Origin of the sequence: Bacillus sp. CH30_1T (assembly GCF_008364765.1) — a bacterium.
GTDB lineage: Bacteria > Bacillota > Bacilli > Bacillales > Bacillaceae_B > Rossellomorea.
Genome location: NZ_VTUY01000020.1, coordinates 1 through 26,036, shown reverse-complemented (window position 1 = coordinate 26,036; position 26,036 = coordinate 1). Strand labels below are relative to the sequence as shown.

The following is a 26,036-nucleotide window of genomic DNA, read 5'->3' as shown; positions in this document are numbered from 1 at the left end:
AGTATCAGCTCCTTTAGTCCTACCATTAGTTTCCCTACTTTCACCGATTGAAAACGTTGAAAATGCTTTCAGCTTTATGTGACAAACCTTTAAATAACCGATATACTGAATCTATCAGCGAGAGGAGGAGTCTCAATTGGAAAGCATAGTACCAATAAAAGGTAAAGTGAAATTCACGATAACTCTGGATTCCGGCGTTTGGATATTTGACGATCGAAAAGTGGATTTAACTACATATTTTGATGAAAAAAATGAGACGATTGACGATTTGGAAGAATATACAAAAGCCGTATCCAAGCATTGGTCACGGGAAATTCAGGAAGGTGCAACCTATCCCCCTACACTTAAGACAGAGAAAAAGTATGAAAAGGAAAAGATATTAAACGGATCATTCGCTATTCCGTTTGCCCCTTTTCTTACAAATGCGGAACCTCTTGAGAGTGCGGCATCTCTTGTGATTGAAACCGAAACGGATGAACATCGTATGGATCTTGCACACGCAGATCAAATACTCATCGGGTTCTCAAAAGACGGAAAGCCACTAAAGGAAAATGGCCCCGTTCATATTTATTACAAAGACGGATCAAATAGAGAAACCCCCATTACCAATGTTAGAGCCTTTCGAGTAGAATAAGAACATCAAGGAAAAAACCGGTTCAGGAACCTCTGAACCGGTTTTTTCATACGTTATTATTGTGTTTAAAATGCGATAGTATTAAAGAAGATCAGCAGCAAGTTGAGCAAGACCCGATCTTTCACCTTTCATGAGTTTAACATGTCCGGCAAGTTTTTGATCTTTAAATTTTTCTACCACATACGTTAAGCCATTATTGTATTCATCCAGGTATGGATGATCAATTTGAGCTGGGTCTCCCATCAAAACGATTTTACTTCGCTCTCCCACCCTGGTTAAGATCGTTTTCACTTCATGTTTCGTTAAGTTCTGGGCTTCATCAATGATGATATATTGATCTGGAATGCTTCTACCCCTTATATAAGTTAATGCTTCCACTTCTATTGAACCCATACCCGCAAGGATATCATCCAGCTCACCAGGCTTTTTCGTATTGAATAAGTACTCGAGGTTATCGAAAATGGGCTGCATCCATGGTCTGAGCTTTTCTTGTTTTTCCCCTGGAAGATAACCAATATCCTTACCTACCGGGACAATTGGACGAGCAACGAGCAATTTATTGAATTTATTGAAGTCCTCTGTCTGAAGAAGACCTGCGGCCAGTGCAAGCAGGGTTTTTCCTGTCCCGGCTTTTCCAATCATGGTGACCAACGAAATATCATCTCTTAATAACAGTTCAGTCGCCATTGTTTGCTGAACATTGCGGGCCTTGATTCCCCACATGTGCTCTTGATCATAGACCAACTTCTTTACTTTCAGTCCGGATGCATCCACCATTCCAAGTGCGGAAGCAGAGCTTCCAAGAGCATCCTTCATTATGAGGAATTGATGAGAATAAAATCGTTGTTTCGTTATATCGGTAAGGGTCAGTTCCCCTTTATCATAAAATTTGTCGAGTAACTCTCTCTCTGTGTACAGTTCAATAAAACCTGTGTAAATATCGTTTACCTCGATGACCCGGTCACTCAGGAAATCCTCTGCCTGTAATCCCAACGCATCAGCCTTTACCCGTACGAGTGTGTCTTTACTAACTAGTATGACCGATTTTCCATCCTTTTTCGCTTCTTCTTCGAGAGATAAGTTTTTTGCCACGGCAATAATCCTGTTATCATTTGTTTTCTCTAAAAAAATTTCCTGAAGTTGCTGAAATGAGCGGTGATTTAGTTCAATTCTTAGTGATCCTCCCGTATATAGGGGGATTTTTTCATGAAGTTTTCCTTGTTGCCGTAAATTATCTATCAGCTTCGATACATGTCTTGCGTTTCTTCCGATTTCATCCATATAACGCTTTTTGGAGTCCACTTCTTCTAAAACGACTGCAGGTATAACCACCTCATTATCTTGAAACGAAAAGATGGCTTGTGGATCTTGTAATAAGACATTGGTATCTAATACATAAATTTTATTCAAATCGATGCCTCCTGCTCCTGATTTCTTATTACTATTGTATGTAGCCAATGTTGATCCGGTTATTCCCAGCTACTTAAATAGGACGGCCCGTTTCTTAAAATATATGAATAAACGTATAAAGATAGAAGAAAATTACACAATAAGAAAAGATATTGATTCTAAATCGGGAGGTATTCACATGTTTAAACTCATCTCTCTACTTATGGTAACCATCATTCTTGGTGCATGCGCCAATAATAATGAAGTCGGGTATGATAATGATTCAAACAGTAACAACAATAAACCGATCACTGTTCAGGATAGCGATATCCAACATGTTGAACGAAAATCAGGACAGCAAATTTCAAGGCATTTGGTTGACCTGACAACAAGTGTACCAGATGTTAAAGACGCAACAGCCGTAGTCTTTGGAAAATATGCATTTGTTGGAATAGATATCGATTCCGACATTGAGCGTTCACAAGTCGGTTCAATCAAATATTCTGTAGCAGAAGCGCTTCAAAAAGACCCATATGGTGCAGAAGCCATTGTCATCGCTGATCCGGATCTTTATGCACGTTTGAATGAAATCAGCAAAGACATTCAACAGGGTGAACCGGTCCAGGGAATCATGAATGAATTGGCTGACATATCCGGCAGGCTCATGCCTGAAATCCCTCGATCGTTAAAGCAAACAGACCCTGAAAATGCTCCGAATGAACCAAAAAAGAAAATGAACAACACGGAAGAGAAACAACTAAAGGAAAAACAAGAAAATCAAACGTATGATAAGATTGAATAATACTGCAATCAATTAAAAGATGAGAAAAAGCCATGAAAAAGCTTAGGGTACTAAGCTTTTTTCATGGCTTCAATTACTTGACGGTCCAAACGGTCTGCGGCCGCCTTATCATATGTCTTCACATAGGCAGGTTCTGTCGATATTTTCGATCCATAGAACATGACATCTCTTACTTCATTGATAGCAAGTTTAACAAGCGTCAGCTTTAAAGGAACTCCTGCGAGTTTTTCCTCGGAAACACCTGCTTTTCCGCTTATGGAATAGGTTGATTCATTTGCTATTAGATTCACAACAGCAAGTGGATTGTTCTTTATATTCTCTACAATCCTGGAGCGTTGATCAACAGCAAATAACAATGTGTGTTCATCCTTTGCATAAATCCATGAGATCGCACTTACATTAGGGCCATGCGTTTGGTGATCGATTGTAGCAAGTGTAACAAATTTTTCTGATTGAAATTCTTCAAAAAGTGCAGGAATCAAGCTGGGTTCCACTTGGTTAGCCATAAAATCCCCCTTATGCAGACTCATTTTTTCTCTGTTAATGTGTCATTTCTTTCGTGAATCACCTTGATTATACTATACCAAATTCTATTGATAAAAGCATACAGGAAAGTTAAATAAAGCGTTTGACTATACTACATGATATACTAAAAAGACTAGACTTATGAATAGAACAAATTGAGGTGTAGTGTATGAGAGTAAAATGTGCTCTATGTGAAGTGATAGAAAATATTGATGATTATTCCTTACAAGCGAAGAAATTGCGTAACCGGCCCATTCATACGTATATGTGTGAAAAGTGTCATGATCGTATTAAAGAAAAGACGGAAGAACGTGTGTCAAGTGGGAATTTCAGATTTTACCGTTCTCCTCAAGTAGAAGATGACTTTTAAACAAATCGGTTCAGGAACTATTATTGTTCTTGTATCCGGTACCCTAATAGGATGATTCCTAAAATGGATGCAAGTATTAAAAGGCATCAAGGTATATGTCCTGTTATTGAATGTGGATTTCATCCCTGTGTTCGGTGAAAAAGACTTGCCTGAATGGATGGAGTTTTTGTTCCAATTGGTTATTTCATGTGTGATCGGGGTAGTGTTCGTGTACATGATGGAAAGGCAGAACGTTACTGGTAAGGGCTCTTGGATTCTTTCCCTTGTGCTAACAGTCCCGACTGTGTTCCTGTATTTCCCTCTTTCGCACCTGGCAATTAAGGATGTACCCGGTTTTATGTATGCTGAGGCAATTATCTTATGGACAGCAGGACATCTTCTGTACGTGGTTAAATCCACAAAACGAAAAAAGCTGCAGTCTCATTCATAAGAGACTGCAGCTTTTTCAGCTTAAAACGTACCTTTTTTCTTTTCGTTCGTTAGACGAATCTTATATATCACTAAGATAAGAGCCGCAACGACTAATCCTTCTGCTACTGGTAAAAAGATACCGAGAAAGGTTAATACGGTACATCCCAAAATAAGAAAAGAATAAATCAGTATTGATTTCATAATCGGCAGCTTCTTCGCAAAACCGAGCTTATATACTAAGATCGAGAGCCCTACTATGGTTATATAAAGCAACCACATACCCATTTCCGCGTTCTGGTCAACACGATAAAGGGATGCGAAAAAGGACAAACGCTCAGTTACATCCATTTCCTACTCCCCCTCACTTAGTTTATTGAGACACCTTGCTCTTCTTTTCTGCTCTTTCACGTTCATTCTTATCAAGAATCTTTTTACGAAGACGGATCGATTCAGGAGTTACCTCACAATACTCATCATCGTTTAGATATTCAAGAGATTCTTCTAAAGTCATGATTCTTGCCTTTTTAATGGTTACGGTTTGATCTTTGTTAGCGGAACGAACGTTTGTCGCTTGTTTAAGCTTTGTGATATTAACGGTAATATCATTTTCTCTTGTATGTTCCCCAACGATCATTCCACCATAAATTTCTGTACCGGATTCAACGAAGATAATACCGCGATCTTCCACTTGCATGATTCCGTATTGAGAAGCTTTCCCTGTTTCCATCGAAACAAGTACCCCTTGACGACGTCCGCCAACGCGTCCTTTTTGCAGGGGCTGATAGCTGTCGAATGTGTGGTTGATGATTCCATATCCACGAGTAAGAGTCATAAACTCCGTTGAATAACCGATTAATCCACGTGCAGGAACCATAAACATTAAACGGACTTGTCCATTACCGTTGTTTACCATATCCAGCATTTCGCCTTTACGTTGACCAAGTGATTCAATGACTCCACCCATATATTCTTCAGGAATATCAATTTGAACACGTTCTACAGGCTCACTCTTCACGCCATCGACTTCTTTAATGATAACCTGTGGTTTAGATACCTGTAATTCGTAACCTTCACGACGCATGTTTTCAATCAGGATGGAAAGGTGAAGCTCTCCACGACCTGAAACCGTCCATGCATCAGGTGAATCTGTTGGTTCAACACGTAAACTTACATCCGTTTGAAGCTGAGCCAATAAACGTTCTTCAATTTTTCTTGAAGTAACAAATTTACCTTCTCTACCTGCAAATGGACTGTTGTTCACTAGGAATGTCATTTGAAGTGTAGGCTCGTCAATACGAAGAACGGGAAGTTGATCCTGATGTTCAACAGGACAAACCGTTTCACCGACATTAATATCTTCCATTCCGGAAACGGCGATTAAATCACCCGCTTTTGCTTCTTGGATTTCTTCACGTTTCAATCCGAAGAAACCAAAGATTTTTGTAACACGGAATTGTTTAACAGAGCCGTCAAGCTTCATTAATGCTACCTGTTGGCCAACCTTCATTGTCCCTCTGAACACACGTCCGATTCCGATTCGACCAACGTAATCATTGTAATCGAGCAATGCAACTTGGAATTGTAGTGGATCTTCAGAGTTGTCTACTGGTGCAGGAATGTGCTCAATGATTGAATCATATAAACACTGCATGTTTTCGTCTTGTTTTTCCGGATCTGGATCTATACTTGCTGTACCGTTGATAGCTGAAGCATAGACAACCGGGAATTCAAGCTGTTCATCATTTGCATCCAGTTCAATGAATAATTCCAGAACTTCATCGATTACTTCTTCAGGACGTGCTGAAGGTTTGTCAATTTTATTTACAACTACGATAGGTGTGAGGTTTTGCTCAAGTGCTTTCTTAAGAACAAAACGAGTCTGAGGCATACAACCTTCATACGCATCTACTACTAGTAAAACACCATCTACCATTTTCATTATACGTTCAACTTCTCCACCAAAGTCAGCATGTCCTGGTGTATCAAGAATGTTGATACGAGAATCTTTATATTGAATCGCCGTATTTTTCGCTAAGATCGTAATACCGCGTTCTCTTTCCAAATCATTTGAATCCATCGCGCGTTCAGAAACTGTTTCATTTTCGCGGAAGATTCCAGATTGCTTTAAAAGCTCGTCTACTAATGTCGTTTTCCCGTGGTCAACGTGAGCAATAATAGCAATATTTCTAAGGTCATTTCTTAATTTCATATTTCCACTCCTGAATATTGGATTTCTTTATACTTTAAAGATAATATATTTCAGTTCAACTAGACCATTATATCACAGCATTTAAAAAAGCCCTAATAAATATTTCATAAAGCCTTTTCTTCCCACTAAAAGTTTCCATAATAACTTCAATCACGTCGTTATGCTTCTTTGAATGATCTACCCATTGCACATTATCGAATTGATAGGTAATATTTAAATGGAAGAGCTATAATGGTTTTAATCAATGAGGAAAATGATTTTTGTATTTTTTGGAGGTTTTATCTTGGGGAATATTAAATGGATTTTTGTATTATTTTCTATATTAGCTGCTGTTTCTCTTATGGGAATCGCAGTTTCCATCAGTTTACAAAGCATCCTGCTTGCTATTTTAAGCTTCGTTTTTCTATTTATTGTGATGGGATTCGGTTTCAAGACAAAGAAGAAATATCGTGATGAAGGCCGATTGTAGATTAAAAAGGGGAGACGAAGCAATGAAATTGCCCGTCTCCCTTCTTTATTTCTTTCGTTCAAGATAGTCAGTCAAAATGGTTTGGTGCAGCCCGGGTTTTCCTACAAACAGCGAGCTTTTATTCAACGGGTTCAGGGGATCCCCATTAAGGTCAGTTACAATTCCCCCAACCTCTTCAATCATAATTTTCCCAGCTGCGAAATCCCATGGAGCCAGGCGCATTGTTAAGTAAGCATCCAACCTTCCTGAAGCGACATAAGCCAATTCAATGGCAGCTGAACCATAGGAACGTGTTCCCCTTACATCCTTCACGAGTGGTGCAAGAATTGTTCGGTCAATCCGTTTATTCTCAGTCACCCAAAGTGCATTTAAAGCTACAATGGCATCCTGAACAGGAACTGGCTCAAGCTCCGGCAGCTTCACATCATTTATATAAGCTCCATGTCCTTTATTGGCAAAATATAGCTCATCATGGACGACATCATATATGTATCCTAATTTACCTTCTTCTCCATCATAGATGCCGATAGAGATGGCAAAATTTCGTTGTTGATGAACAAAATTCATCGTTCCATCGATCGGGTCGATTATCCACGTGATACCTGATAACTCCTTAAAGTCATCTCCATATCCTTCTTCACCAAGGATTTGATGATCCGGATACGTATTACGGATATTTTCAGTAAAGAAATGCTCTGTTGCTTCATCCATATCGGTTACCAAATCATTTCGATTCGACTTCGTTTTAATATTCAACTCTGTCTTGAATGATTGACGAATTCTTTCCCCGGCTTCCCGTATCCACGTTCTTACATTTTGATCTAATTCCGTCCAATTTGTCATTGATTATTAGCCTCCAATAAGTGTAACGAAATCTTATTATTATTTCTAATATGGTCGTTTTCATTTGATCCGACTCATATCCCTTCCATAAACAAGAGCCGCAATGAACTTCTTCTATAGCTAAATAGCTTAATGGAAATTAGAGGCAGTTTCAAGTTATTTACCTCGTCGTACATCGTAAAATTAGACTGATCGAAATCGGGGTTATTATTAACCACAAAAAAGCGAACTCTCTATGCCTATGAGCTCGCCGTCCAATAGTCGAATTTTTGACAGTATACTTTATACCCACCTGAAAGGATTAAAGCTTTATAAGGCCTTCAATTTCATTAGTTCTTCTCGAATACTCATGAGTTTCTGTTTGGACTTGGTCTGGGTTTCTTTATTCTTCATTTGAATTGCTTCGAACAATACAGCTAGTTCATAATCCATTTCAAGTCTTAATACATTCATTCTTTGCTGTTGGACATCACGTTTTTTAGAAGTGTTCATTACTTGTTTCATGGCCATACACCCCTTCCGAGTTTTCGATTTATCTGATTGTTCTGATAATATTTACTACATGTTATGAAGTATCATCCAATCTTGTAACTAAAATGTGCAGTCACCCATAGATAAATCAATTCGCTACAAGCTTATACCTCATTATGTTAAGATATTGGTGGATATAAGGAGGATACAACATGAAATTTAATGGTTTTACACAAGAAGATTTCCAAGTTTTCACGATTAATGGGTTAGAAGATCGAATGACTGCCATTCAAGAGCAGATCAGACCTAAACTTGATTATTTAGGCGATCATTTCGCACCCACATTAAGCGCATCAACAGGAATGGAGATGTTTTACCATGTGGCTAAACATGCACGCCGATCGGTTAACCCTCCTGATGATACCTGGGTTGCGTTCGCGAACAACAAACGGGGTTATAAACAACATCCACATTTTCAGATTGGGTTATGGGAAACCCATGTTTTTATCTGGTTCGCTATGATCTATGAAGCTCCAAAGAAAGTTGAATTCGGCAAAAAAGTTGAAGAAAATGCAGATAAGATAAGATCAATGATTCCTGGTCACTTTGTTTGGTCTGGAGATCATACAAAGCCAGATGCTACACCTTTTTCTTCCTTGTCACAAGATGAATTCATCGCTTTAAGTGAAAGAGTACAGAAAGTTAAAAAAGCCGAGCTTCTATGCGGACTTCATCTGGACCGGGATACAGTTGTTAGGCTGAATGGTGATGAATTCATCCAAGAAGTTAACAGTGCCTTTGAAACACTTTTACCCCTTTATAAAATGAACTAAACCATATAACGGTTGATAAAAATGCAGAAAGAACGACTGCCAAAATGGCTGTCGTTCTTTTAGTTTAGTTCATTGAGATTTTATCAGCGTCCTGAAGCTCCTTCATTTTCTTTACCACATGATAGGAGGAATACCCACTGGATTCTTCAAATTCATTGCATATTCTCTTTTCATCTGCTTTACCAGGGACGATTTCTTTAAAACGCTTATAACGATTCATAAGATCATCTCTAGAGACACCTTTTTCATAAGCTTTCTCGATTGCTTCGAAAAAGGCAACAACATCGATGACTTCTTCTGTTGACCAGTCTATATCAAAAGGATATTGATATTCCATTGTTTACAACAACTCCTTGAATGATGATGTATTAATTCCATTTTCTCCGGATGCCCTCTCCTTGAGAGATCATTCTTTGAATGAGATCTTTAACCGATGGGATGTCATTAATCAACCCCATCACTTGTCCTGCCCACGCAAACCCTGCATCTACTTTCCCATCGTAAATGTATCGTTTATTAGCTTCACCGCTTATGTATGCTTTTAATCCTTCATATCCAGCGTTCGACGTTTCAGCATCTAGTATCTGTTTGGTCCAAGAGTTTGAAATGGCCCTTGCCGGTGCCCCTAAAGATCGTTTGATGACTACTGTACCATTCTCGTCTCCTTCAATCAAGGTACGCTTATAAACATCAGAAGCATGTACACATTCCTTTGTAGCAATAAATCTCGTACCCATCTCAACTCCCTCTGCACCGAAGCTGAGAGCAGCCATCAATCCCCTTCCGTCCCCAACTCCTCCGGAAGCAATGACCGGAATGGAAACGGCATCCACCACGCCGGGAATCAAGACGAATGTACCAATATCATCTTTCCCTAGGTGACCTCCTCCCTCTTGACCAACAACCATCACTGCATCCGCACCGAGTTCTTGCGCTTTGATTGCCTGTCTTTTCGAGGCGACCAATACAAGCTTAACAATGTCCATTCCCTGGAGTTTATGAAACAGGGGAGTCGGATTCCCTCCTGTAACGGAAACGACCGGCACCTTCTCTTCAATGGCAACGTCAACAAACTCGCTAAATGGGCGTCCATGTTGACCGATAGCAAAGTTCACCCCGAACGGTTTATCTGTTAATGACCTTACCTTTAGGATTTCTTCCCGTAGTTGATCAGGATTGTCTAAAGACATAGCAGTGATCTGGCCAAGACCACCCGCATTCGACACAGCCGCAGCCAGTTCTGCATATGCCAGATGTGCCAGTCCACCTTGTATAATTGGATATTGAATGTTTAATAACTCTGTTACCCGCGTTTTCCAATTCAATTGAACCCCTCCATTCACTGAACTATTCTCGATAAAGCAGGGAAAATCCTTTTCTTGATGGACCATAATTAAATAAGAGTTACTGAAAGAACAGTAATGTATGATCAATGGCGGTAAAATTAAAAGGAGGATAGTGTAGATTTTTGGCTCTTTCTGGTGAAACGGACGTTTCACCAGCCTTTCAGCTATGCTGAAAGGTCGTCCGGTGGTAGAGAACCCCAGCCCAAGCTCGCTTGGGCTGGGGTTCTCTACCACCGGACGGAAATGAGCCAAAAATCATTGGATACTTGTCCTAAAATGCGCTGTTAAAACAAAATAACAATGGATAGGCATATGCCACTATGCAAAGATTTTCTTAAGTGCTATAATTCATTTGTTTGTTGAAAATATAGTAAGAAAAATTATGAAATCATGAGCAAAATCCTATATAATAATATCTTTAGCATGGCTATAAAATTTGCTATTAAGAATATAAAGAGGTGTTGAATGAATTGTCTCAGAATGAAACGCCGTTATTTTCCGGCTTAATTGAACATAGTAAAAAAAATCCCGTCCAATTTCACATTCCCGGTCATAAAAAAGGTGCAGGTATGGATCCTGAGTTTAAGGATTTTATCGGAGAAAATGCCCTTTCCATTGATTTGATTAACATCGGCCCTTTGGATGATTTACATCAGCCTAAGGGGATGATAAAAAAAGCTCAGGACCTTGCAGCAGAAGCTTTTGGTGCCGATCATACCTTCTTCTCTGTCCAAGGAACGAGTGGAGCCATCATGACAATGGTCATGAGTGTATGTGGGCCCGGAGACAAAATCATTGTTCCGAGGAACGTCCATAAATCCGTTATGTCTGCCATTGTATTCTCAGGAGCCACTCCCATCTTTATCCACCCGGATATTGATGAAGACCTGGGTATCTCTCACGGAATCACAACAGATGCCGTAGCAAAAGCATTGGAACAAAACCCGGATGCCAAAGGTGTTCTGGTCATCAATCCAACTTATTTCGGGATTTCTGCAGATCTCAAAAAAATTGTAGAAATCGCTCACTCGTATAATGTTCCAGTACTTGTGGATGAAGCTCATGGCGTTCATATACATTTCCATGACGAGCTCCCCCTTTCAGCAATGCAGGCAGGTGCTGATCTAGCGGCAACCAGCGTACACAAACTTGGTGGTTCTATGACTCAGAGCTCTGTCCTTAATATGAAAGAAGGACTTGTTTCATCGAAACGGGTACAAACCATTTTAAGTATGTTGACGACCACTTCGACTTCCTACTTATTACTGGCTTCCCTCGATGTTGCCAGAAAACGGCTGGCCACTGAAGGTCGTGAGCTCATCACCAAGACTATTGAGTTGTCACAGGATATTAGAAGGCAGATCAACGAAATTGACGGTTTATACTGCGTAGGTGAAGAAATCCTTGGAACCAAAGCCACCTATGCCTACGATCCAACCAAGTTGATTGTGTCCGTGAAAGATTTAGGTATCAGTGGATTTGATGCTGAGAAGTGGCTACGGGAAGCTCATAACATCGAGGTTGAAATGTCTGACCTTTATAACATCCTTTGCATCATCACTCCTGGTGACACTCATGTGGAGGGGGATCAATTGGTCATGGCTTTAAAAGAACTGGTGATAAGCCTGAAAAAACATGGAGATATGACACCAGTAAAGGTTATGCTGCCTGACATACCTGTTCTTTCCATTACACCCAGAGATGCTTTTTACGCAGATACCGAGGTCATTCCAATTGATGAGTCTGTCGGAAGAACAATCGCTGAATTCATTATGGTCTATCCTCCAGGAATTCCTATTTTTATCCCTGGTGAAATCATCACGCAGGAAAACATCAATTATATTAAAACCAATATAGAAGCAGGTCTCCCAGTACAAGGACCTGAAGATTATGATTTACGTCACTTGAGAGTCATTAAAGAGCATAGAGCGATAAGATAAACAAAAAAGGATGAAGAAGGCCCCACCCTTCTTCATCCTTTTATTTATAAGAACCCCTTTAAGACATTTTCACTCCCTGCACCCCTCTGCAGGCTTCAGTCGTCTAATTCTTTGTCGTCGTTGCAATCACAGCAGTTAGAGAATAAAACAGAAACCTTCTCATCCTCATAGTGATCGATAGTGTTAAGGCAAGATTGACATACAATTGTTCCCATCTTTTTTCCTCTCCTTCACGATGTTTTTTGTAAACGCTTTATCTTATCTATTTCTATAATAATATAACACATTTAAAATATCAAGCCTAATTTGTATAACATATTTAACTTTTTAATCTCTTAATCAACCATACTATTAAACATTAAACTATATGTAAGTGTTTTCATTAACATTCCTGTTTTTGTGTGGGTTTTTAAACTGAGCTTGGTGTGGGGAAGAACAAATAAAAGAGGCTGGGACAAAACTAAAAAACCACGATAAAAAGACGAACAATAGAAGTGTAGGTTCTTTATACCGCTAATGATTTCCGTGCAAGACTACGCTTTCCGCGGGTAGCCCGTGAGCCTCCTCGGCAAGCCTGCGGGGTCTCACATAAGCTACTCTTCCCGCAGGAGTCTTCGTCTTGCACTCCAATCAACCGCTGGAAACAGCTAAAATCAAATTTCGAAAATAAATAATAAACCCGAACAAATCTGCACACTAAGAAGCAGGTTTGTTCAGGTTTGACTTAGGCTAAAAAACTTTTGTCCCAGCCTCTCTTTTATCATTATTCAACGGTCTTAATTCTATTTGGATCCAAGGTTTCATATCCCTTATCCCGCAGGCCCTTTACAATATCGGATAAACCTTCGCTCGTCCATGTGCGATCATGCATGAGCAGGTTTGCCCCATCATTCAGGTAAGGGCTGTTAACCATAATATCGGTAATTGCTTCTTTGTTCTGATATTGCTTTTCCCAATCATATCCATATGTCCAGTTCATTAGTGACATCTTTTCTTCTGCTGCAATTTGTCTGCTATAGTCAGTATTCTGACCAAATGGAGCCCTGAAGAACTTAGGTCGTTCCCCAATGATGGATTCAATAAGATCATTTAGTGACACAATTTCTTCTTTTTGCTTTTCTGGAGAGATTTCTTTCAGACTGCTGTGACTAACTGTGTGATTACCAATCGCAAATCCCATATCATGAATCTTTTTTAAAGTCTCTTTTTCTTCTGGTGTATCAAGAAAATGACCATTAACAAAGAAGATAGCCGGAGCATTCAAAGCTTTGAGATCATTTGCCATTTGTAAGGCATGTTGATCCGGTGCATCATCGATCGTAAGGAGAACCACTTTTGGATTCGCATCACCTATTGGATTAATGCTCCAGTTATTTTCATTAATCATATAGTCCTTTGATTGAACCGCCTCTTCTGATGGCTCAGATGTTTCTTCTCGTTCATTATCGCGATCTTGTGAAGCGGCACCCTCACTTGTCTTCTCGCTCTCTTTAGCCACTTCTGGCTGATCAGGCTGCCTGATTTCTTCATTGGTGGTTGTTGGTTCACTCGAGCATGCTGTTAATAGTAGCAGAGTTAATCCAAATGCTAAAATCTTTTTCATGTCTATCACCTTTCCGTATTCACTTTGAATATTTTAACATATTCTTAAGTGAATCTGGGAAAGAATTAAAATATTTCCATTATATTTTCAAATACTACTTTGAAGGCAAAAAAGCACGTTAAACTGAATGACGTTATAAATAAGGTAAGCTTCCTTGACTGAACGATTTTCTTCGCAGCAATAAACGCCAAGTAAAAAAATATAACAAACATGATCCACTTATACTCTAAATGATCCTTATCAGACATCCATTCAGCTATATAGAAAACACTCCATAAAATCATTTGAACCAAAAAAGCAATATACGATTTCATGTTCATTACATCCTTTAAATGATTTATTTTAAACTTCCTTCTATTTATTTACCCCGATTCATGGATTGAAACCTGATGATTACTTGATAAAGGCCTAGAACGGCCTTCGATCATCGTATTAATATAGTATATTCTTTTAAGATTACTTTCATTATGTATGTCTTTTCAATTATGTAACATTTCAATGACTTGACCCTTTAATAATATTCCTTATGATAAAATGTGACATAAGAACGATTCAAAAGTAATTTATTTACAAATTCAAAATTCATAGCATCGTTTAAGAAAAGAGGATGATGTATGAAACATATACTCGCTTTAGCAATACTTATCATTTCCACGATGTTACTTTTGACTTCCTGTGATTATATTTCTTCCAACAAAGTTGTTTTAGCAGAAGACCAGTTTATAGAAAAACAGGTTATCTTTTTTACCGATGAACGAAACGTTTCTAAAGAAATACCCTACTACGATGCAATCATTGAGCTGAAAAAAAGGTACCCTGATAGCCTTAAACGTCTAAAGGTAGTGAGCCTTAATACCGAAGTACCCAATAAAATAGCAGATTCTCCCCCGACTTCACCAGCAATCGTTGTTGTAGAAAACAATCAGGTCATATGTAAAGTGGAAGGCGATATTACTAAAGAAGACATTATAAAACCCGTTTCAAGTGCAATCGAAAGTTGGAATCAATAATTTTCGTGAAAAATAAAAAGGGATTGAAGCAAAAAACGCTTCAATCCCTTTAATTAATAGTACCAAATAGTAAAAGGAGTATCCCGGCAAACCAGGATACTCCTTTATTACTTACATTATTTTACGATGTGAATCGGGCTTCCCATAGCAACTTCTGCTGCTTCCATGGAAATCTCACCTAATGTTGGGTGAGCATGAATAGTCATTGCAACGTCTTCAGCTGTCATACCGGATTCAATAGCAAGTCCAAGTTCAGCAATCATGTCTGATGCTCCGGCACCCACGATTTGTGCTCCGATAATTAAACCGTCTTCTTTACGAGTAACAAGCTTCATGAAACCATCTGTAGCATTAAGTGCCAATGCACGGCCATTAGCCGCGAATGGGAATTTAGCAGCGATTACTTCGATGCCTTCTTCTTTCGCTTGAGCTTCAGAATAACCTACTGTAGCCAATTCCGGATCTGTGAAGCACACAGCTGGAATACCAAGGTAGTCGATTTCTGCTGGTTCACCAGAGATGACTTCAGCAGCAATTTTACCTTCGTAAGAAGCTTTGTGAGCAAGTGGTGGTCCATCTACGATGTCACCGATCGCGAAAATGTTCGGGATGTTCGTACGGCATTGCTTATCAATTTTGACAACACCGCGGTCTGTCATCTCGATTCCAACTTCTTCAAGACCGATTTCATCCGTATTCGGGCGACGGCCTACCGTTACTAGAACGTAATCAGCTTCAACAGATTTTTCTTCGCCTTTTACTTCATATTTAACGACAACGCCGTTGTCACTTTCTTCAACGCCTTTAGCCATGGCTTTGGTAACTACCTCTACGCCTTTTTTCTTAAGATCTTTTTTCACAATTGCTGTCATTTGCTTTTCGAATCCGCTAAGAATATCGTCAGCACCTTCTAAGATTGTTACTTGAGATCCAAGGTTTGCATACGCAGTACCAAGCTCAGTTCCGATATAACCTCCACCGATAACAACAAGCTTGCTTGGGATTTCTTCTAATGCAAGAGCACCGGTAGAATCAAGTACGCGTTTTGAGAACTTGAAGCTTGGGATTTCAATCGGGCGTGAACCTGTTGCAAGAATCAAGTTGTTGAACTTGTATGTTTGGGCAGAGTTATCGTCCATCACACGAAGTGTATTAGCATCTACAAGGTAAGCTTCACCGCGAACGATTTCTGCTTTGTTTCCTTTAAGGAGACCTTCAACACCGCCAGTTAATTTCTTAACAACGCCAGCTTTCCACTCTTGAACCTTATCAAAGTTCACTTTTACGTTTTCAGCAACAATACCCATGTCATCAGAATGTTGTGCATTGTGAAAACGGTGACCCGCTGTGATCAAAGCTTTAGATGGTATACAACCAACGTTTAAGCATACTCCACCTAAATTTTCTTTTTCAATGATCGTTACTTTTTGTCCCAGTTGTGCTGCACGGATTGCAGCTACATATCCTCCAGGACCTGAACCGACTACTATCGTATCTGTTTCAATTGGGAAATCTCCTACTACCATTGTATTACGCCTCCATTAATAATAATTCTGGATCGTTCAACAAACGCTTGATATGGTTAAGTGCATGTTGAGCAGTAGCTCCGTCGATCATACGGTGATCGAAGCTCAATGATAATGCTAACACAGGTGCTGCTACAATTTCACCATTTTTAACTACAGGTTTTTCTGCAATACGTCCGACTCCAAGGATTGCAACCTCTGGGTGGTTGATTACCGGAGTAAACCATTGTCCACCGGCAGAACCAATATTCGTGATTGTGCATGAAGCACCTTTCATTTCATCACCAGAAAGTTTACCATCACGAGCTTTTCCAGCTAGTTCGTTAATTTCATTTGAAATTGAGAACATAGATTTACGATCTGCATTTTTCACAACAGGTACTAATAGACCTTTGTCAGTATCTGCAGCAATACCAATGTTGTAATAATGTTTTTGAACGATTTCGCTCGTTGAATCATCAATGGAAGTGTTTAGTGCTGGATATTCACGTAGGGCACTTGTTAAGGCTTTAACGATGTAAGGTAAGAATGTTAATTTAATACCTTTTTCAGCTGCAACTTCTTTGAACTTCTTGCGGTGAGCCCAAAGTTTTGTTACATCGATTTCGTCCATTAATGTTACATGAGGTGCTGTATGTTTAGAGTTCACCATTGCTTTCGCAATTGCTTTACGCATACCACTCATTTTCTCACGAGTTTCAGGATATTCACCCTCTGGAACTTTAGGAGCAGCTGTTTTAGAATCAGTTTCTGGTGCTTTTTCTTCTGTTTTCGCTTCTTCAACAGTTTCAGCTGGTTTAGAATCTCCACTTAAGAAAGCATCGATATCTTCTTTAAGGACACGTCCATTTTTACCAGAACCGGATACTTGGCGAATTTCTACGCCGTTTTCTCTCGCATATTTACGAACGGAAGGCATAGCGATGACACGTTTATTAGGATCAGCTTCTGCGTCAGCACTTTGTTCCGTACCTTCAGATTTTTCTTCGACAGCTTCTGGTGATGGATCTTTCTTAACGTCCCCGCCTTGTTCTGCTGTTCCTTGAACTTGACCTTCTGTTTTCTCTTCAGCTTTAGGAGCTTCTTTCTTCTCTCCATCGTCACCTTTGAACTGAAGATCTTCATAACCCGGCGCGTCGAACTTAATCAGTGTATCACCTACAACTGCTACAGTACCTTCGTCAACAAGAAGTTCTTCAACTGTTCCTGCTACCGGAGATGGAATTTCTACTACTGCTTTATCATTTTGGACTTCACATAGTACATCGTCTTCTTCAACTTTATCGCCAGGCTTAACAAACCATTTTACGATTTCACCTTCATGAATACCTTCACCAATGTCTGGTAATTTGAATTCGAATGACATGGACTCTACCTCCTGTATTGAATAATGATTAAAAATAGATGAATGTAATCGTTATATCTGTCTAATTTTCTTATATCTATAATTGGAAAAGAGAAGGGTGGTATGCCCTTCTGTTTTCACTTGAATATTGAGGAGGAGCTAAAATGCTTCTTCCCATTAAAAGTTAAGTACTTTTTTCGCCGTTTCAAGAACATCTTTGTGGTTCGGTAACCAGATTGGCTCTGCTTGAGAGAAGGAGTACACTGTATCTGGTGCCGCTACACGAAGTACCGGTGCTTCAAGGCTAAGAATCGCACGGTCATTGATCTCAGCAACAACGTTCGCTGCAATACCAGCTTGTTTTTGAGCCTCTTGAACAACAATGGCACGGTTCGTTTTTTCAACAGAAGCCATGATTGTGTCGATATCCAGTGGGCTGACTGTACGTAAATCGATTACTTCAACTGAATGGCCTTCTTTTTCAAGCTCTTCAGCCGCTTTTAATGATTCGTGTACCATAGCTCCGTATGTGATGATAGAAAGGTCTGTCCCTTCACGTTTCACATCTGCTTTACCAAGTTCGATTGTGTATTCCTCTTCTGGTACCTCTTGACGGAAAGAACGGTATAATTTCATGTGCTCTAAGAAAATGACAGGGTCATTATCACGAATAGATGAAATTAATAAACCTTTAGCGTCATAAGGTGTTGATGGAATAACAACTTTCAGACCAGGTTGCTGAGCCATCAATCCTTCTAAGCTGTCCGCATGAAGTTCTGGAGTATGTACTCCACCACCGAATGGGGAACGGATTGTGATTGGAGAAGTATACGTTCCACCTGAACGGTATCGCATACGCGCCATTTGTCCACTTACTGAGTCCATTACTTCATAAACGAAACCGAAGAATTGGATTTCAGGTACTGGACGGTAACCTTCTAATGCTAAACCGATTGCTAAACCACCGATTCCTGATTCTGCTAGTGGAGTATCGAATACACGGTCTTCACCGAATTCTTTCTGAAGTCCTTCCGTTGCACGGAATACACCACCGTTTAGACCTACGTCCTCACCAAAAACTAAAACGTCTTCGTTGTTGCGTAGTTCTGTGCGCAGTGCATCAGTGATCGCTTGAATCATTGTCATTTGCGCCATGGCTTATTTCGACTCCTTCTCTTTGTAGATTTCTAATTGTTCTTTCAAGTTGTAGGGAAGCTCTTCATACATATTGTTAATGAAATCAGTAACTTTTTGTTTAGGAGTTCCATCTGCTTCTTTAATAGCTTTCTTGATATCTTCTTTCGCTTCTTCGATTACTTCGTTTTCTTTCTCTTCACTCCATAACCCTTTACCTTCCAGGTATTTACGGAAACGCACCAATGGATCTTTCTTTTCCCAGTCAGTATCCATTTCTGAAGTACGGTAGCGAGTTGGATCATCACCAGCCATCGTATGTGGTCCATAACGGTAGCAAAGTGTTTCGATCAATGAAGGACCTTCACCATTAACAGCACGATTACGAGCCTCTAATGTTGCAGAATACACTGCTAATGGATCCATTCCATCCACTAATATACCAGGGATACCAGCTGCAACTGCTTTTTGAGCAATTGTACGGCCGGCTGTTTGCTTATCACGTGGTGTGGAGATTGCGAACTGGTTGTTTTGAACAACGAAAATCGCTGGAGCTGCGTACGCACCTGCAAAGTTAATTCCTTCGTAGAAATCACCTTGTGAAGATCCACCGTCACCTGTATATGTAACAGCAACAGCTTTCTTACCACGTTTCTTAAGACCTAATGCCACTCCGGCAGTTTGGATGTATTGAGCACCGATGATGATCTGAGGTGATAATACATTTACGCCTTCTGGAGGCTGATTTCCTTTAAAGTGTCCACGTGAGAATAAGAATGCTTGAGCTAACGGAAGTCCGTGCCAAACGATTTGTGGAACATCACGATATCCAGGCAGGATCCAATCTTCCTTCTCTAAAGCAAAGTGAGAAGCAATTTGTGATGCCTCCTGTCCAGCTGTTGGAGCATAGAAACCTAAACGTCCTTGACGGTTCAGGGAGATTGATCTTTGATCAAGAATACGAGTATAAACCATACGACGCATTAATTCCTGCAGATCCTCATCAGAGATCTCCGGCATTGCATCTTCGTTTACTACTTCGCCTTCTTCGTTCAAAATTTGGAACATTTCAAACTTGTCTTCAATTTGTTCGAGCGTCTTAACTGCATCGAATTGTGCCTTCTTTGATTTAGAAGCCATCGAAGTCACCTATCCTTTCTTTATACATTTATTTTGGTTTTTTTACATACAAAGTTTAGATTACCCAAATTCAGTATGACCTACCACAATACTTGCGGATACAAACACTATTACTAGTTTTCCACAAATACCAAGAAAGAAAACCCGAAATTACATTCGAGCTTATCTGTATCAGTCAGAATGTCACATTGACTAATACAATCCATGAATACCTTTACTAGTTTACAATATTGAAAATCAGTAAGTCAACGACAAAGTATTATAAATTCTTGTTTCCAAGTGACCCAGAAAATTATTTCTACCAATTCTCTTCAAAACTGTATCAATACCTATTCAATTCCTGTTATATATAAACACATGAAACAACTTCATCTGTTATAGAGTAAGGATCCACCAATCCCCTATATCCCATGATTATCTTGTGACCCATAAGGATTTGGATAATTTTTTTAACGTACTAAGACAAAAAAAGTGATAGGAGAGGAAGTTTTCCTCGTCTATCACTGTTTATCTTTCTTTATTCTGACTCTTTTACATCAAGACCGGCGTTCGAATAAAATTTTTGTTTCAGGTTATTGAATTCTTCTGTCTTTTTATTATAGTCCTCATTATAATTCACTATTTTTTCATATTGGTCATTAATAGAGGAGATTTGTTTCTCAAGCTCTTCCATCGTAAGTTCTTTCTTTTTAAACATATTATAAAGTTCTTTATCCAGAGATAGCGCATCCAGATAAGAAGATGTTAGCTTTTCATGAAGCTGATAACGTTCTTCCATAGTTTTTTTCAGCTTTTTTGCTTCCTTTTTAAGATCCTGGCTTTCTAACTTATCAAGATATTCGTCTGCTTTCGCAAACTCTTCCTCGGCTTCACTCATGGACGTACGTTCTTTATCGATGTATTCTTTTCTTTTTTTGATGTTGTCCAGAGCTTCATCGGAAAGCTTTACAATTTGGTCAAACTCTTTCATCCCAAGATCCATAATCTTAGTATAAATCTCTTTTTCTTTTTCTTCTAATTCTTGAAGAGGTTTTTGAACTTCAACATATTGACCTTCTTTAGATACTGTTTCTTCAAGAACATTATACATATTCTCTTCGGGTGAAGAACCACCGACACAGCCCATTAGTACAAAGATAGCGGCTCCTAAAATGAAAGCAAAACGAAATTTCGACACAACTAGATCCCCCTTAACTATTTACCACCTTCTACTATATCTATGTCTACAACATTTGACAATAGGGATTTACAACTGTGGAAAAAAATGTCGATTAGACTATTCCTCCTATTAAAATAAATATGTCATTTACCCGGTGAGTATTCCACCTTATAATAAATCTCATTCATTAACTTTTCCGGAGTAAAATGATAGACTATTATCATACATAATAGATAATTTTAATGAATAAAGTAGAGAAATGATTGATCATCCGGCCCTGTCTGTAAGTGTTTGTAAAGACATATTACGCCTTTTCATTCATATCTCTACCGTACCTGAGGAGGAAAATCAATGATTACGATGAAAGACATCATCCGTGAGGGTCATCCTACATTAACAATGGTGGCAAAGGAAGTGGCTATCCCTCCATCAAAAGAAGATCAGGAAACATTAAGAAGCTTGTTAGAGTATGTAGTAAATAGCCAAAATCCTGAAACAGCAAATAAGTATGGGCTTAGACCCGGGATTGGCCTTGCTGCACCTCAAATCAATATCCCTAAGCGGATGTTAGCTGTCAATGTGACAGACAATCAAGGTAAACTATACAGCTATGCTTTATTCAACCCGAAAATTATCAGTCACTCAATCGAGAAAGCTTATTTAACATCTGGTGAAGGATGCTTGTCAGTTGACAGAAATGTCCCGGGATTTGTTCCCCGTTATGCCAGAGTGACGGTAAAAGGATGGGATGTAGATGGAAACGAAATAAAGCTGCGTTTAAAGGGACTGCCATCCATTGTGTTCCAACACGAAATCGATCATTTGAATGGGATCATGTTTTACGACCATATCAATCCGAATAACCCATTCGAGCCGATTCCGGATGCGATTGCCATTGAAAGATAATATAAAAAGACTTCTTCCTGTTATCAGAAGAAGTCTTTTTTGTTATTCGTTATATTAATTCAAGTTCCTTCAAACCATGATATATCCCATCGTCATCGACGTGTTTCGTGATCAAATCAGCATGTCTTTGTACTTCTTGCACAGCATTCCCCATGGCAACACCGGTACCAACGGATTGGATCATTTCAATATCATTTAATCCGTCTCCAAACGCAAATACATCTTCCATTTTAAAACCGAGCTTCGCGATCATCTTTTTGATGCCTTCAGCTTTCGATCCACCTTTTGGCAGGATATCCATGGAAAATTGATGCCAGCGTATGAACGTGAAGTCACTGTATTTCTCCCGGTAAAAGCTCTCATCTTCCTTAGTACAAAATAACAAGGATTGATAAATATCTCTATCCTTATAAAAATCCGGGGCATAATCTGGATGTGGGAATTTTAAACTTCCCATACTCTCTTCAATATATCTATGGTGTTTCTGGTTTGACTTCATTGTTTGATGATTTAAGTGAACCACCGGATGCTCGTTTGTATATGCATCCTCGAGCAATTCTTCTAGCGTCTCGATTTTTAATGGGTTCGTGTAGATTACCTCATTTTCAAAAACCACATACTGCCCATTAAAGGAAACAAAGGACTCGATTCCTAATTCTTCCCTCAGGCTCTCATACATGAATGGAGCCCTGCCAGTTGCAATTGCTACATAAGTACCGTTGGATTGTAATGTTTGGATGGCTTCTTTTGTTGCTTGAGGCAGCTTCTTATCGTGGTCAAGCAGTGTACCATCTATATCGAAGAAAACTATTTTAGACATATCTGATCTCCTTTTTATACGTATTCGATCATCTGTTTCACCCGTTGTTTAAAGTAATCCTTTGCGGCATAAATGTCAATGAATGAGCATAGACGCTTCCTTTTACCAAACTTAACCATGTAAGAGATTCAATAAATTCCGTACAATATAAGTAAGACAACAGAGACTTCGGTATTATCTTTCCTTTACTTCAAAGGAAAATCTCGGTAAACTATTGATAAGGAGTGATCCACCATGTTAAAAAGGCTCAGAAAGAAGCTTTTAAAACAGTGGAAAGAATTGCTTAGAAAAAAAACGATTGCATAGTATTTCATGCTGCCGAACGAACTTAAGCAGTCACACTACTAAAATATATGCAATTCGGCTATACTGTCATACGTTTACACAAATAATAAGGGACTGATGCCACTAGTGAGCTTTTTCGTCTCCATTGGTTCAGTCCCTCTTCTCTATTTTTGTAATGATTTAATGAATGATTCTCGCAAAAACTTTATTTACACGAAAGAATCCTTTATAATTTATAGCATACATAAACAAGGATGATTCATCCCTACTTAAATGATAGGTTCATTTATAAGAGTTAGAGTGAGGACCTCCCTATATGGTGAATGCTCGTGAAAGATGGATTTCACTCGCCTTTCGTTCATATTGAAAGGTCGCCCTGTGTTAAGGAAATGATTCCTTGATCAATCGTTTTTTTACCACAGGGCGTAAATGAGCCATATATGAACATAGTAACTGTTCAGACCACAATGGTATATCTATACCTATTAGCAGGGAAGCTAGCCCTCTAATGTCCAGCTCCAGCGTCAAGCCCTATTCGTCATACCATATCCCTCAACCGGAGACTGGTTTTATGCCAATAGGTGCATAGACGCCGCTTATGTTATGTTAGTTGATAACTTTTTTATCATAGATGAAAGTTAGATTTTTTGAAAACGGATAAGGAGAGAGAAAAGACATGATTTTTAAAGTATTTTATCAAGAAAGTAAAGCAGAAGTGCCTGTTCGCGAATGCACTCAATCTCTTTACATGGAAGCAGATTCAGAACGTGAAGTACGCCTGAAATTAAAAGACAAACCGTATAACATTGAATTCGTACAAAAGCTAGAGGGCGCTTTTTTAGAGTATGAAGAAAACCATAATTCTTTCGAGTTGGAGCAATAATCAATGAAATTTGTCAAGAATGACCAAACCGCAGTTTTTGCCCTTGGCGGTTTAGGTGAAATCGGTAAAAACACATACGGCGTACAATTCCAAGACGAAATCATCCTGATCGATGCAGGAATCAAGTTCCCTGAAGACGAACTGCTCGGTATCGATTACGTAATCCCCGACTATACGTATCTGGTGAAGAATGCGGATAAAATCAAAGGCCTTTTCGTGACACACGGACACGAAGACCATATTGGTGGAATCCCCTATCTACTGCGCGAATTAAACATCCCTATATACGGTGGGAAGCTCGCACTGGGACTTATTAAAAACAAGCTTGAAGAGCACGGTCTATTAAGAAATGCGAAACTCAATGTCATCCAAGAAGATGACATCATTAAATTCCGCAAGACGTCTGTAACCTTCTTCAGAACGACTCACAGTATTCCGGATTCATACGGAATTGTTGTCAAAACACCTCCTGGTAATGTTGTACACACAGGTGACTTTAAATTTGATTTCACGCCGGTTGGTGAGCCCGCGAACTTAACCAAAATGGCTGAAATCGGTAAAGAAGGCGTTCTTTGTCTTCTATCTGATAGTACGAACGCTGAAGTTCCAAACTTCACAATGTCGGAACGTAAAGTCGGAGAAAGCATCAATGACATTTTCCGCAAAGTGGACGGTCGTGTTATATTCGCTACTTTTGCTTCTAATATTCACCGACTTCAACAAGTGGTTGAAGCAGCTGTCTTTCATAATAGAAAAGTCGCTGTTTTCGGAAGAAGCATGGAAGCGGCCATTACAATCGGTCAAGAATTAGGGTATATCAACGCCCCTAAAGATACATTCATTGAACATAACCAAATTAATCGTTTACCTGCGAATGAAGTCGCGATATTATGTACAGGTTCTCAAGGTGAGCCAATGGCTGCTTTATCAAGAATCGCAAACGGTACTCACCGTCAGATTCAGATTCAGCCTGGCGATACTGTTGTATTCTCCTCTTCACCGATCCCTGGAAATACGATCAGTGTAAACCGCACAATCAACCTATTATATCGAGCTGGAGCAGAAGTCATTCATGGACCATTAAGTGATATCCATACTTCTGGTCATGGTGGACAACAAGAAATGAAGTTAATGCTCCGCCTCATGAATCCAACCTTCTTTATGCCGATACATGGTGAATTCCGCATGCAAAAGATGCACGCTCAGCTTGGTGTAGACTGTGGAGTACAGCCTGAAAACTGCTTCATAATGGACAATGGTGAGGTTCTTGCATTAAGCAATGACTCTGCACAAGTAGCTGGTAAAATCCCTTCAGGAAACGTCTATATCGACGGAAGCGGTATAGGTGATATCGGTAATATCGTACTTCGCGATCGCCGTATCCTTTCAGAAGAAGGTTTAGTCATCGTCGTTGTTAGCATCGACATGAAAGATTTCAAGATTGCTTCTGGCCCGGACCTGATTTCAAGAGGATTTGTGTACATGCGTGAATCTGGTGACCTTATCAATGAAGCACAAACGCTTATTTCTAAACATCTGAACAAAGTTCTTGAGAGAAGAACTTCTCAATGGTCAGAAATCAAAAATGAAATCACAGATACACTGGCTCCATTCTTATATGAAAAAACAAAACGACGTCCTATGATTTTACCAATCATCATGGAAGTCTGATCAATCAAAAAAGAGGCTGACCCGATATGAATGTCGGTATCGACCCCCAAAAGTTAGAGTAGACAACTAACTTTTGGGGGTGTTTTTATGGCTAAATATAGTGAGGAATTTAAACTAAAACTTGTCACCGAGTATCTGGATGGCCATCTTGGATATAAATCATTGGCGAAAAAATATAACCTACCCTCTAAGACACCACTACAAGATTGGGTAAGAGCTTATAAAACACAAGGAATAGAAGGTATAAAGCGAAGAGAAATAAACAAAGCGTACTCTGTTCAATTTAAATTAGATACGATACTATTTATGTTA

The 26,036-nt window shown here is 39.3% G+C and carries 29 protein-coding genes; 12 read left to right on the top strand and 17 right to left on the bottom strand.

The window, feature by feature from the left end:
* Nucleotides 1–136 precede the first annotated feature (136 nt).
* On the top strand, nt 137–634 hold the full coding sequence (locus F0342_RS23930) for a peptidyl-prolyl cis-trans isomerase (RefSeq protein ID WP_149158231.1): 498 nt from the start codon (nt 137–139) through the stop codon (nt 632–634).
* An 81-nt stretch (nt 635–715) separates the two neighbouring features.
* Here the strand turns inward: F0342_RS23930 and F0342_RS23925 are convergent, their stop codons facing one another.
* On the bottom strand, nt 716–2,044 hold the full coding sequence (locus F0342_RS23925; protein ID WP_113968351.1) for a PhoH family protein: 1,329 nt from the start codon (nt 2,042–2,044) through the stop codon (nt 716–718).
* Nucleotides 2,045–2,222: 178 nt separating this feature from the next.
* On the opposite strand from F0342_RS23925, the gene F0342_RS23920 reads away from it, so the two are divergent.
* Complete coding sequence (locus tag F0342_RS23920) at nt 2,223–2,825, top strand: YhcN/YlaJ family sporulation lipoprotein (RefSeq protein WP_149158230.1); 603 nt, start codon at nt 2,223–2,225, stop codon at nt 2,823–2,825.
* A 50-nt stretch (nt 2,826–2,875) separates the two neighbouring features.
* Here F0342_RS23920 and F0342_RS23915 read toward each other — a convergent pair whose 3' ends face one another.
* Nucleotides 2,876–3,331, bottom strand: a complete 456-nt coding sequence (locus F0342_RS23915; protein WP_149158229.1) for a pyridoxamine 5'-phosphate oxidase family protein — start codon at nt 3,329–3,331, stop codon at nt 2,876–2,878.
* Nucleotides 3,332–3,519: 188 nt separating this feature from the next.
* Here F0342_RS23915 and F0342_RS23910 point away from each other — a divergent pair, with 188 nt between their 5' ends.
* Together F0342_RS23910 and F0342_RS23905 are read left to right on the top strand one after the other, a co-directional pair.
* Nucleotides 3,520–3,720 (top strand): YlaI family protein, encoded by a 201-nt coding sequence (locus F0342_RS23910; protein ID WP_148968613.1) that lies wholly within the window; start codon nt 3,520–3,522, stop codon nt 3,718–3,720.
* A gap of 67 nt (nt 3,721–3,787) precedes the next feature.
* Nucleotides 3,788–4,150: a hypothetical protein gene (locus F0342_RS23905; protein WP_149158228.1), complete on the top strand. Its 363-nt coding sequence runs from the start codon at nt 3,788–3,790 to the stop codon at nt 4,148–4,150.
* Nucleotides 4,151–4,170: 20 nt separating this feature from the next.
* On the opposite strand, the gene F0342_RS23900 is transcribed toward F0342_RS23905, so the two are convergent.
* Both F0342_RS23900 and typA read right to left on the bottom strand, forming a co-directional pair.
* Entirely contained in the window at nt 4,171–4,479 is a 309-nt protein-coding gene (locus F0342_RS23900) for a YlaH-like family protein (RefSeq protein ID WP_149158227.1), read from the bottom strand.
* A 22-nt stretch (nt 4,480–4,501) separates the two neighbouring features.
* The gene (gene typA, locus F0342_RS23895) at nt 4,502–6,340 is read right to left on the bottom strand and encodes a translational GTPase TypA (protein WP_148968611.1); all 1,839 of its coding nucleotides are present in this window, start codon (nt 6,338–6,340) and stop codon (nt 4,502–4,504) included.
* Between the two features lie 283 nt (nt 6,341–6,623).
* Here typA and F0342_RS23890 point away from each other — a divergent pair, with 283 nt between their 5' ends.
* Nucleotides 6,624–6,809 (top strand): YlaF family protein, encoded by a 186-nt coding sequence (locus tag F0342_RS23890; RefSeq protein WP_149158226.1) that lies wholly within the window; start codon nt 6,624–6,626, stop codon nt 6,807–6,809.
* A 45-nt stretch (nt 6,810–6,854) separates the two neighbouring features.
* Here the strand turns inward: F0342_RS23890 and F0342_RS23885 are convergent, their stop codons facing one another.
* The gene (locus F0342_RS23885; protein ID WP_149158225.1) at nt 6,855–7,652 is read right to left on the bottom strand and encodes an inositol monophosphatase family protein; all 798 of its coding nucleotides are present in this window, start codon (nt 7,650–7,652) and stop codon (nt 6,855–6,857) included.
* Between the two features lie 309 nt (nt 7,653–7,961).
* On the bottom strand, nt 7,962–8,156 hold the full coding sequence (locus F0342_RS23880; RefSeq protein WP_149158224.1) for a hypothetical protein: 195 nt from the start codon (nt 8,154–8,156) through the stop codon (nt 7,962–7,964).
* A 179-nt stretch (nt 8,157–8,335) separates the two neighbouring features.
* On the opposite strand from F0342_RS23880, the gene F0342_RS23875 reads away from it, so the two are divergent.
* Entirely contained in the window at nt 8,336–8,956 is a 621-nt protein-coding gene (locus F0342_RS23875) for a YktB family protein (RefSeq protein WP_149158223.1), read from the top strand.
* Between the two features lie 64 nt (nt 8,957–9,020).
* On the opposite strand, the gene F0342_RS23870 is transcribed toward F0342_RS23875, so the two are convergent.
* Both F0342_RS23870 and F0342_RS23865 read right to left on the bottom strand, forming a co-directional pair.
* Nucleotides 9,021–9,293 (bottom strand): UPF0223 family protein, encoded by a 273-nt coding sequence (locus F0342_RS23870; protein ID WP_149158222.1) that lies wholly within the window; start codon nt 9,291–9,293, stop codon nt 9,021–9,023.
* Between the two features lie 31 nt (nt 9,294–9,324).
* Nucleotides 9,325–10,281, bottom strand: a complete 957-nt coding sequence (locus F0342_RS23865) for an NAD(P)H-dependent flavin oxidoreductase (RefSeq protein WP_149158221.1) — start codon at nt 10,279–10,281, stop codon at nt 9,325–9,327.
* Between the two features lie 491 nt (nt 10,282–10,772).
* Here F0342_RS23865 and F0342_RS23860 point away from each other — a divergent pair, with 491 nt between their 5' ends.
* The gene (locus F0342_RS23860; RefSeq protein ID WP_149158220.1) at nt 10,773–12,242 is read left to right on the top strand and encodes an aminotransferase class I/II-fold pyridoxal phosphate-dependent enzyme; all 1,470 of its coding nucleotides are present in this window, start codon (nt 10,773–10,775) and stop codon (nt 12,240–12,242) included.
* Between the two features lie 95 nt (nt 12,243–12,337).
* Here F0342_RS23860 and F0342_RS23855 read toward each other — a convergent pair whose 3' ends face one another.
* From F0342_RS23855 to F0342_RS23845, 3 genes are all read right to left on the bottom strand, one after another.
* Nucleotides 12,338–12,457: a GapA-binding peptide SR1P gene (locus F0342_RS23855; RefSeq protein WP_148968604.1), complete on the bottom strand. Its 120-nt coding sequence runs from the start codon at nt 12,455–12,457 to the stop codon at nt 12,338–12,340.
* A 548-nt stretch (nt 12,458–13,005) separates the two neighbouring features.
* Nucleotides 13,006–13,845, bottom strand: a complete 840-nt coding sequence (locus F0342_RS23850; protein ID WP_149158219.1) for a polysaccharide deacetylase family protein — start codon at nt 13,843–13,845, stop codon at nt 13,006–13,008.
* 65 nt (nt 13,846–13,910) lie between these two features.
* The gene (locus F0342_RS23845) at nt 13,911–14,159 is read right to left on the bottom strand and encodes a hypothetical protein (RefSeq protein ID WP_149158218.1); all 249 of its coding nucleotides are present in this window, start codon (nt 14,157–14,159) and stop codon (nt 13,911–13,913) included.
* A gap of 300 nt (nt 14,160–14,459) precedes the next feature.
* On the opposite strand from F0342_RS23845, the gene F0342_RS23840 reads away from it, so the two are divergent.
* Nucleotides 14,460–14,855, top strand: a complete 396-nt coding sequence (locus F0342_RS23840) for a hypothetical protein (RefSeq protein ID WP_149158217.1) — start codon at nt 14,460–14,462, stop codon at nt 14,853–14,855.
* Nucleotides 14,856–14,971: 116 nt separating this feature from the next.
* Here F0342_RS23840 and lpdA read toward each other — a convergent pair whose 3' ends face one another.
* The 5 genes from lpdA to F0342_RS23815 all read right to left on the bottom strand — a co-directional run bounded on the left by lpdA (nt 14,972) and on the right by F0342_RS23815 (nt 21,177).
* Nucleotides 14,972–16,381, bottom strand: coding sequence for a dihydrolipoyl dehydrogenase (gene lpdA / locus F0342_RS23835; protein ID WP_149158216.1), 1,410 nt, complete (start codon nt 16,379–16,381; stop codon nt 14,972–14,974).
* A 4-nt stretch (nt 16,382–16,385) separates the two neighbouring features.
* On the bottom strand, nt 16,386–17,747 hold the full coding sequence (locus tag F0342_RS23830; protein ID WP_149158215.1) for a dihydrolipoamide acetyltransferase family protein: 1,362 nt from the start codon (nt 17,745–17,747) through the stop codon (nt 16,386–16,388).
* Nucleotides 17,748–17,903: 156 nt separating this feature from the next.
* Nucleotides 17,904–18,881: an alpha-ketoacid dehydrogenase subunit beta gene (locus F0342_RS23825; RefSeq protein ID WP_044337544.1), complete on the bottom strand. Its 978-nt coding sequence runs from the start codon at nt 18,879–18,881 to the stop codon at nt 17,904–17,906.
* A 3-nt stretch (nt 18,882–18,884) separates the two neighbouring features.
* Nucleotides 18,885–20,000, bottom strand: a complete 1,116-nt coding sequence (pdhA, locus tag F0342_RS23820) for a pyruvate dehydrogenase (acetyl-transferring) E1 component subunit alpha (protein WP_149158214.1) — start codon at nt 19,998–20,000, stop codon at nt 18,885–18,887.
* A gap of 517 nt (nt 20,001–20,517) precedes the next feature.
* Nucleotides 20,518–21,177, bottom strand: a complete 660-nt coding sequence (locus F0342_RS23815) for a YkyA family protein (RefSeq protein ID WP_262481872.1) — start codon at nt 21,175–21,177, stop codon at nt 20,518–20,520.
* A 333-nt stretch (nt 21,178–21,510) separates the two neighbouring features.
* Between F0342_RS23815 and def the strand changes: the two genes are divergently transcribed.
* Nucleotides 21,511–22,065, top strand: a complete 555-nt coding sequence (def, locus tag F0342_RS23810) for a peptide deformylase (RefSeq protein WP_149158213.1) — start codon at nt 21,511–21,513, stop codon at nt 22,063–22,065.
* A gap of 49 nt (nt 22,066–22,114) precedes the next feature.
* On the opposite strand, the gene F0342_RS23805 is transcribed toward def, so the two are convergent.
* Nucleotides 22,115–22,885, bottom strand: a complete 771-nt coding sequence (locus F0342_RS23805) for a Cof-type HAD-IIB family hydrolase (RefSeq protein WP_149158212.1) — start codon at nt 22,883–22,885, stop codon at nt 22,115–22,117.
* A 961-nt stretch (nt 22,886–23,846) separates the two neighbouring features.
* Here F0342_RS23805 and F0342_RS23800 point away from each other — a divergent pair.
* From F0342_RS23800 to F0342_RS23790, 3 genes are all read left to right on the top strand, one after another.
* A complete protein-coding gene (locus F0342_RS23800) occupies nt 23,847–24,053 on the top strand; it encodes a DNA-dependent RNA polymerase subunit epsilon (protein WP_149158211.1) in 207 nt (68 codons plus the stop codon).
* Between the two features lie 3 nt (nt 24,054–24,056).
* Nucleotides 24,057–25,724, top strand: coding sequence for a ribonuclease J1 (rnjA, locus tag F0342_RS23795; RefSeq protein ID WP_148968594.1), 1,668 nt, complete (start codon nt 24,057–24,059; stop codon nt 25,722–25,724).
* An 87-nt stretch (nt 25,725–25,811) separates the two neighbouring features.
* A partial coding sequence (locus F0342_RS23790; RefSeq protein ID WP_149158210.1) for a helix-turn-helix domain-containing protein occupies nt 25,812–26,036 on the top strand: 225 nt, incomplete at its 3' end.

Excerpts from the sequence above, each read along its gene's own strand:
- F0342_RS23920 (WP_149158230.1), top strand. The coding sequence starts at position 2,223 with ATGTTTAAACTCATCTCTCTACTTATGGTAACCATCATTCTTGGTGCA.
- F0342_RS23915 (WP_149158229.1), bottom strand. The coding sequence starts at position 3,331 with ATGGCTAACCAAGTGGAACCCAGCTTGATTCCTGCACTTTTTGAAGAA.
- F0342_RS23910 (WP_148968613.1), top strand. The coding sequence starts at position 3,520 with ATGAGAGTAAAATGTGCTCTATGTGAAGTGATAGAAAATATTGATGAT.
- F0342_RS23905 (WP_149158228.1), top strand. The coding sequence starts at position 3,788 with ATGCAAGTATTAAAAGGCATCAAGGTATATGTCCTGTTATTGAATGTG.
- F0342_RS23900 (WP_149158227.1), bottom strand. The coding sequence starts at position 4,479 with ATGGATGTAACTGAGCGTTTGTCCTTTTTCGCATCCCTTTATCGTGTT.
- typA (WP_148968611.1), bottom strand. The coding sequence starts at position 6,340 with ATGAAATTAAGAAATGACCTTAGAAATATTGCTATTATTGCTCACGTT.
- F0342_RS23885 (WP_149158225.1), bottom strand. The coding sequence starts at position 7,652 with ATGACAAATTGGACGGAATTAGATCAAAATGTAAGAACGTGGATACGG.
- F0342_RS23880 (WP_149158224.1), bottom strand. The coding sequence starts at position 8,156 with ATGAAACAAGTAATGAACACTTCTAAAAAACGTGATGTCCAACAGCAA.
- F0342_RS23875 (WP_149158223.1), top strand. The coding sequence starts at position 8,336 with ATGAAATTTAATGGTTTTACACAAGAAGATTTCCAAGTTTTCACGATT.
- F0342_RS23870 (WP_149158222.1), bottom strand. The coding sequence starts at position 9,293 with ATGGAATATCAATATCCTTTTGATATAGACTGGTCAACAGAAGAAGTC.
- F0342_RS23855 (WP_148968604.1), bottom strand. The coding sequence starts at position 12,457 with ATGGGAACAATTGTATGTCAATCTTGCCTTAACACTATCGATCACTAT.
- F0342_RS23850 (WP_149158219.1), bottom strand. The coding sequence starts at position 13,845 with ATGAAAAAGATTTTAGCATTTGGATTAACTCTGCTACTATTAACAGCA.
- F0342_RS23845 (WP_149158218.1), bottom strand. The coding sequence starts at position 14,159 with ATGAAATCGTATATTGCTTTTTTGGTTCAAATGATTTTATGGAGTGTT.
- F0342_RS23840 (WP_149158217.1), top strand. The coding sequence starts at position 14,460 with ATGAAACATATACTCGCTTTAGCAATACTTATCATTTCCACGATGTTA.
- lpdA (WP_149158216.1), bottom strand. The coding sequence starts at position 16,381 with ATGGTAGTAGGAGATTTCCCAATTGAAACAGATACGATAGTAGTCGGT.
- F0342_RS23830 (WP_149158215.1), bottom strand. The coding sequence starts at position 17,747 with ATGTCATTCGAATTCAAATTACCAGACATTGGTGAAGGTATTCATGAA.
- F0342_RS23825 (WP_044337544.1), bottom strand. The coding sequence starts at position 18,881 with ATGGCGCAAATGACAATGATTCAAGCGATCACTGATGCACTGCGCACA.
- pdhA (WP_149158214.1), bottom strand. The coding sequence starts at position 20,000 with ATGGCTTCTAAATCAAAGAAGGCACAATTCGATGCAGTTAAGACGCTC.
- def (WP_149158213.1), top strand. The coding sequence starts at position 21,511 with ATGATTACGATGAAAGACATCATCCGTGAGGGTCATCCTACATTAACA.
- F0342_RS23805 (WP_149158212.1), bottom strand. The coding sequence starts at position 22,885 with ATGTCTAAAATAGTTTTCTTCGATATAGATGGTACACTGCTTGACCAC.
- F0342_RS23800 (WP_149158211.1), top strand. The coding sequence starts at position 23,847 with ATGATTTTTAAAGTATTTTATCAAGAAAGTAAAGCAGAAGTGCCTGTT.
- rnjA (WP_148968594.1), top strand. The coding sequence starts at position 24,057 with ATGAAATTTGTCAAGAATGACCAAACCGCAGTTTTTGCCCTTGGCGGT.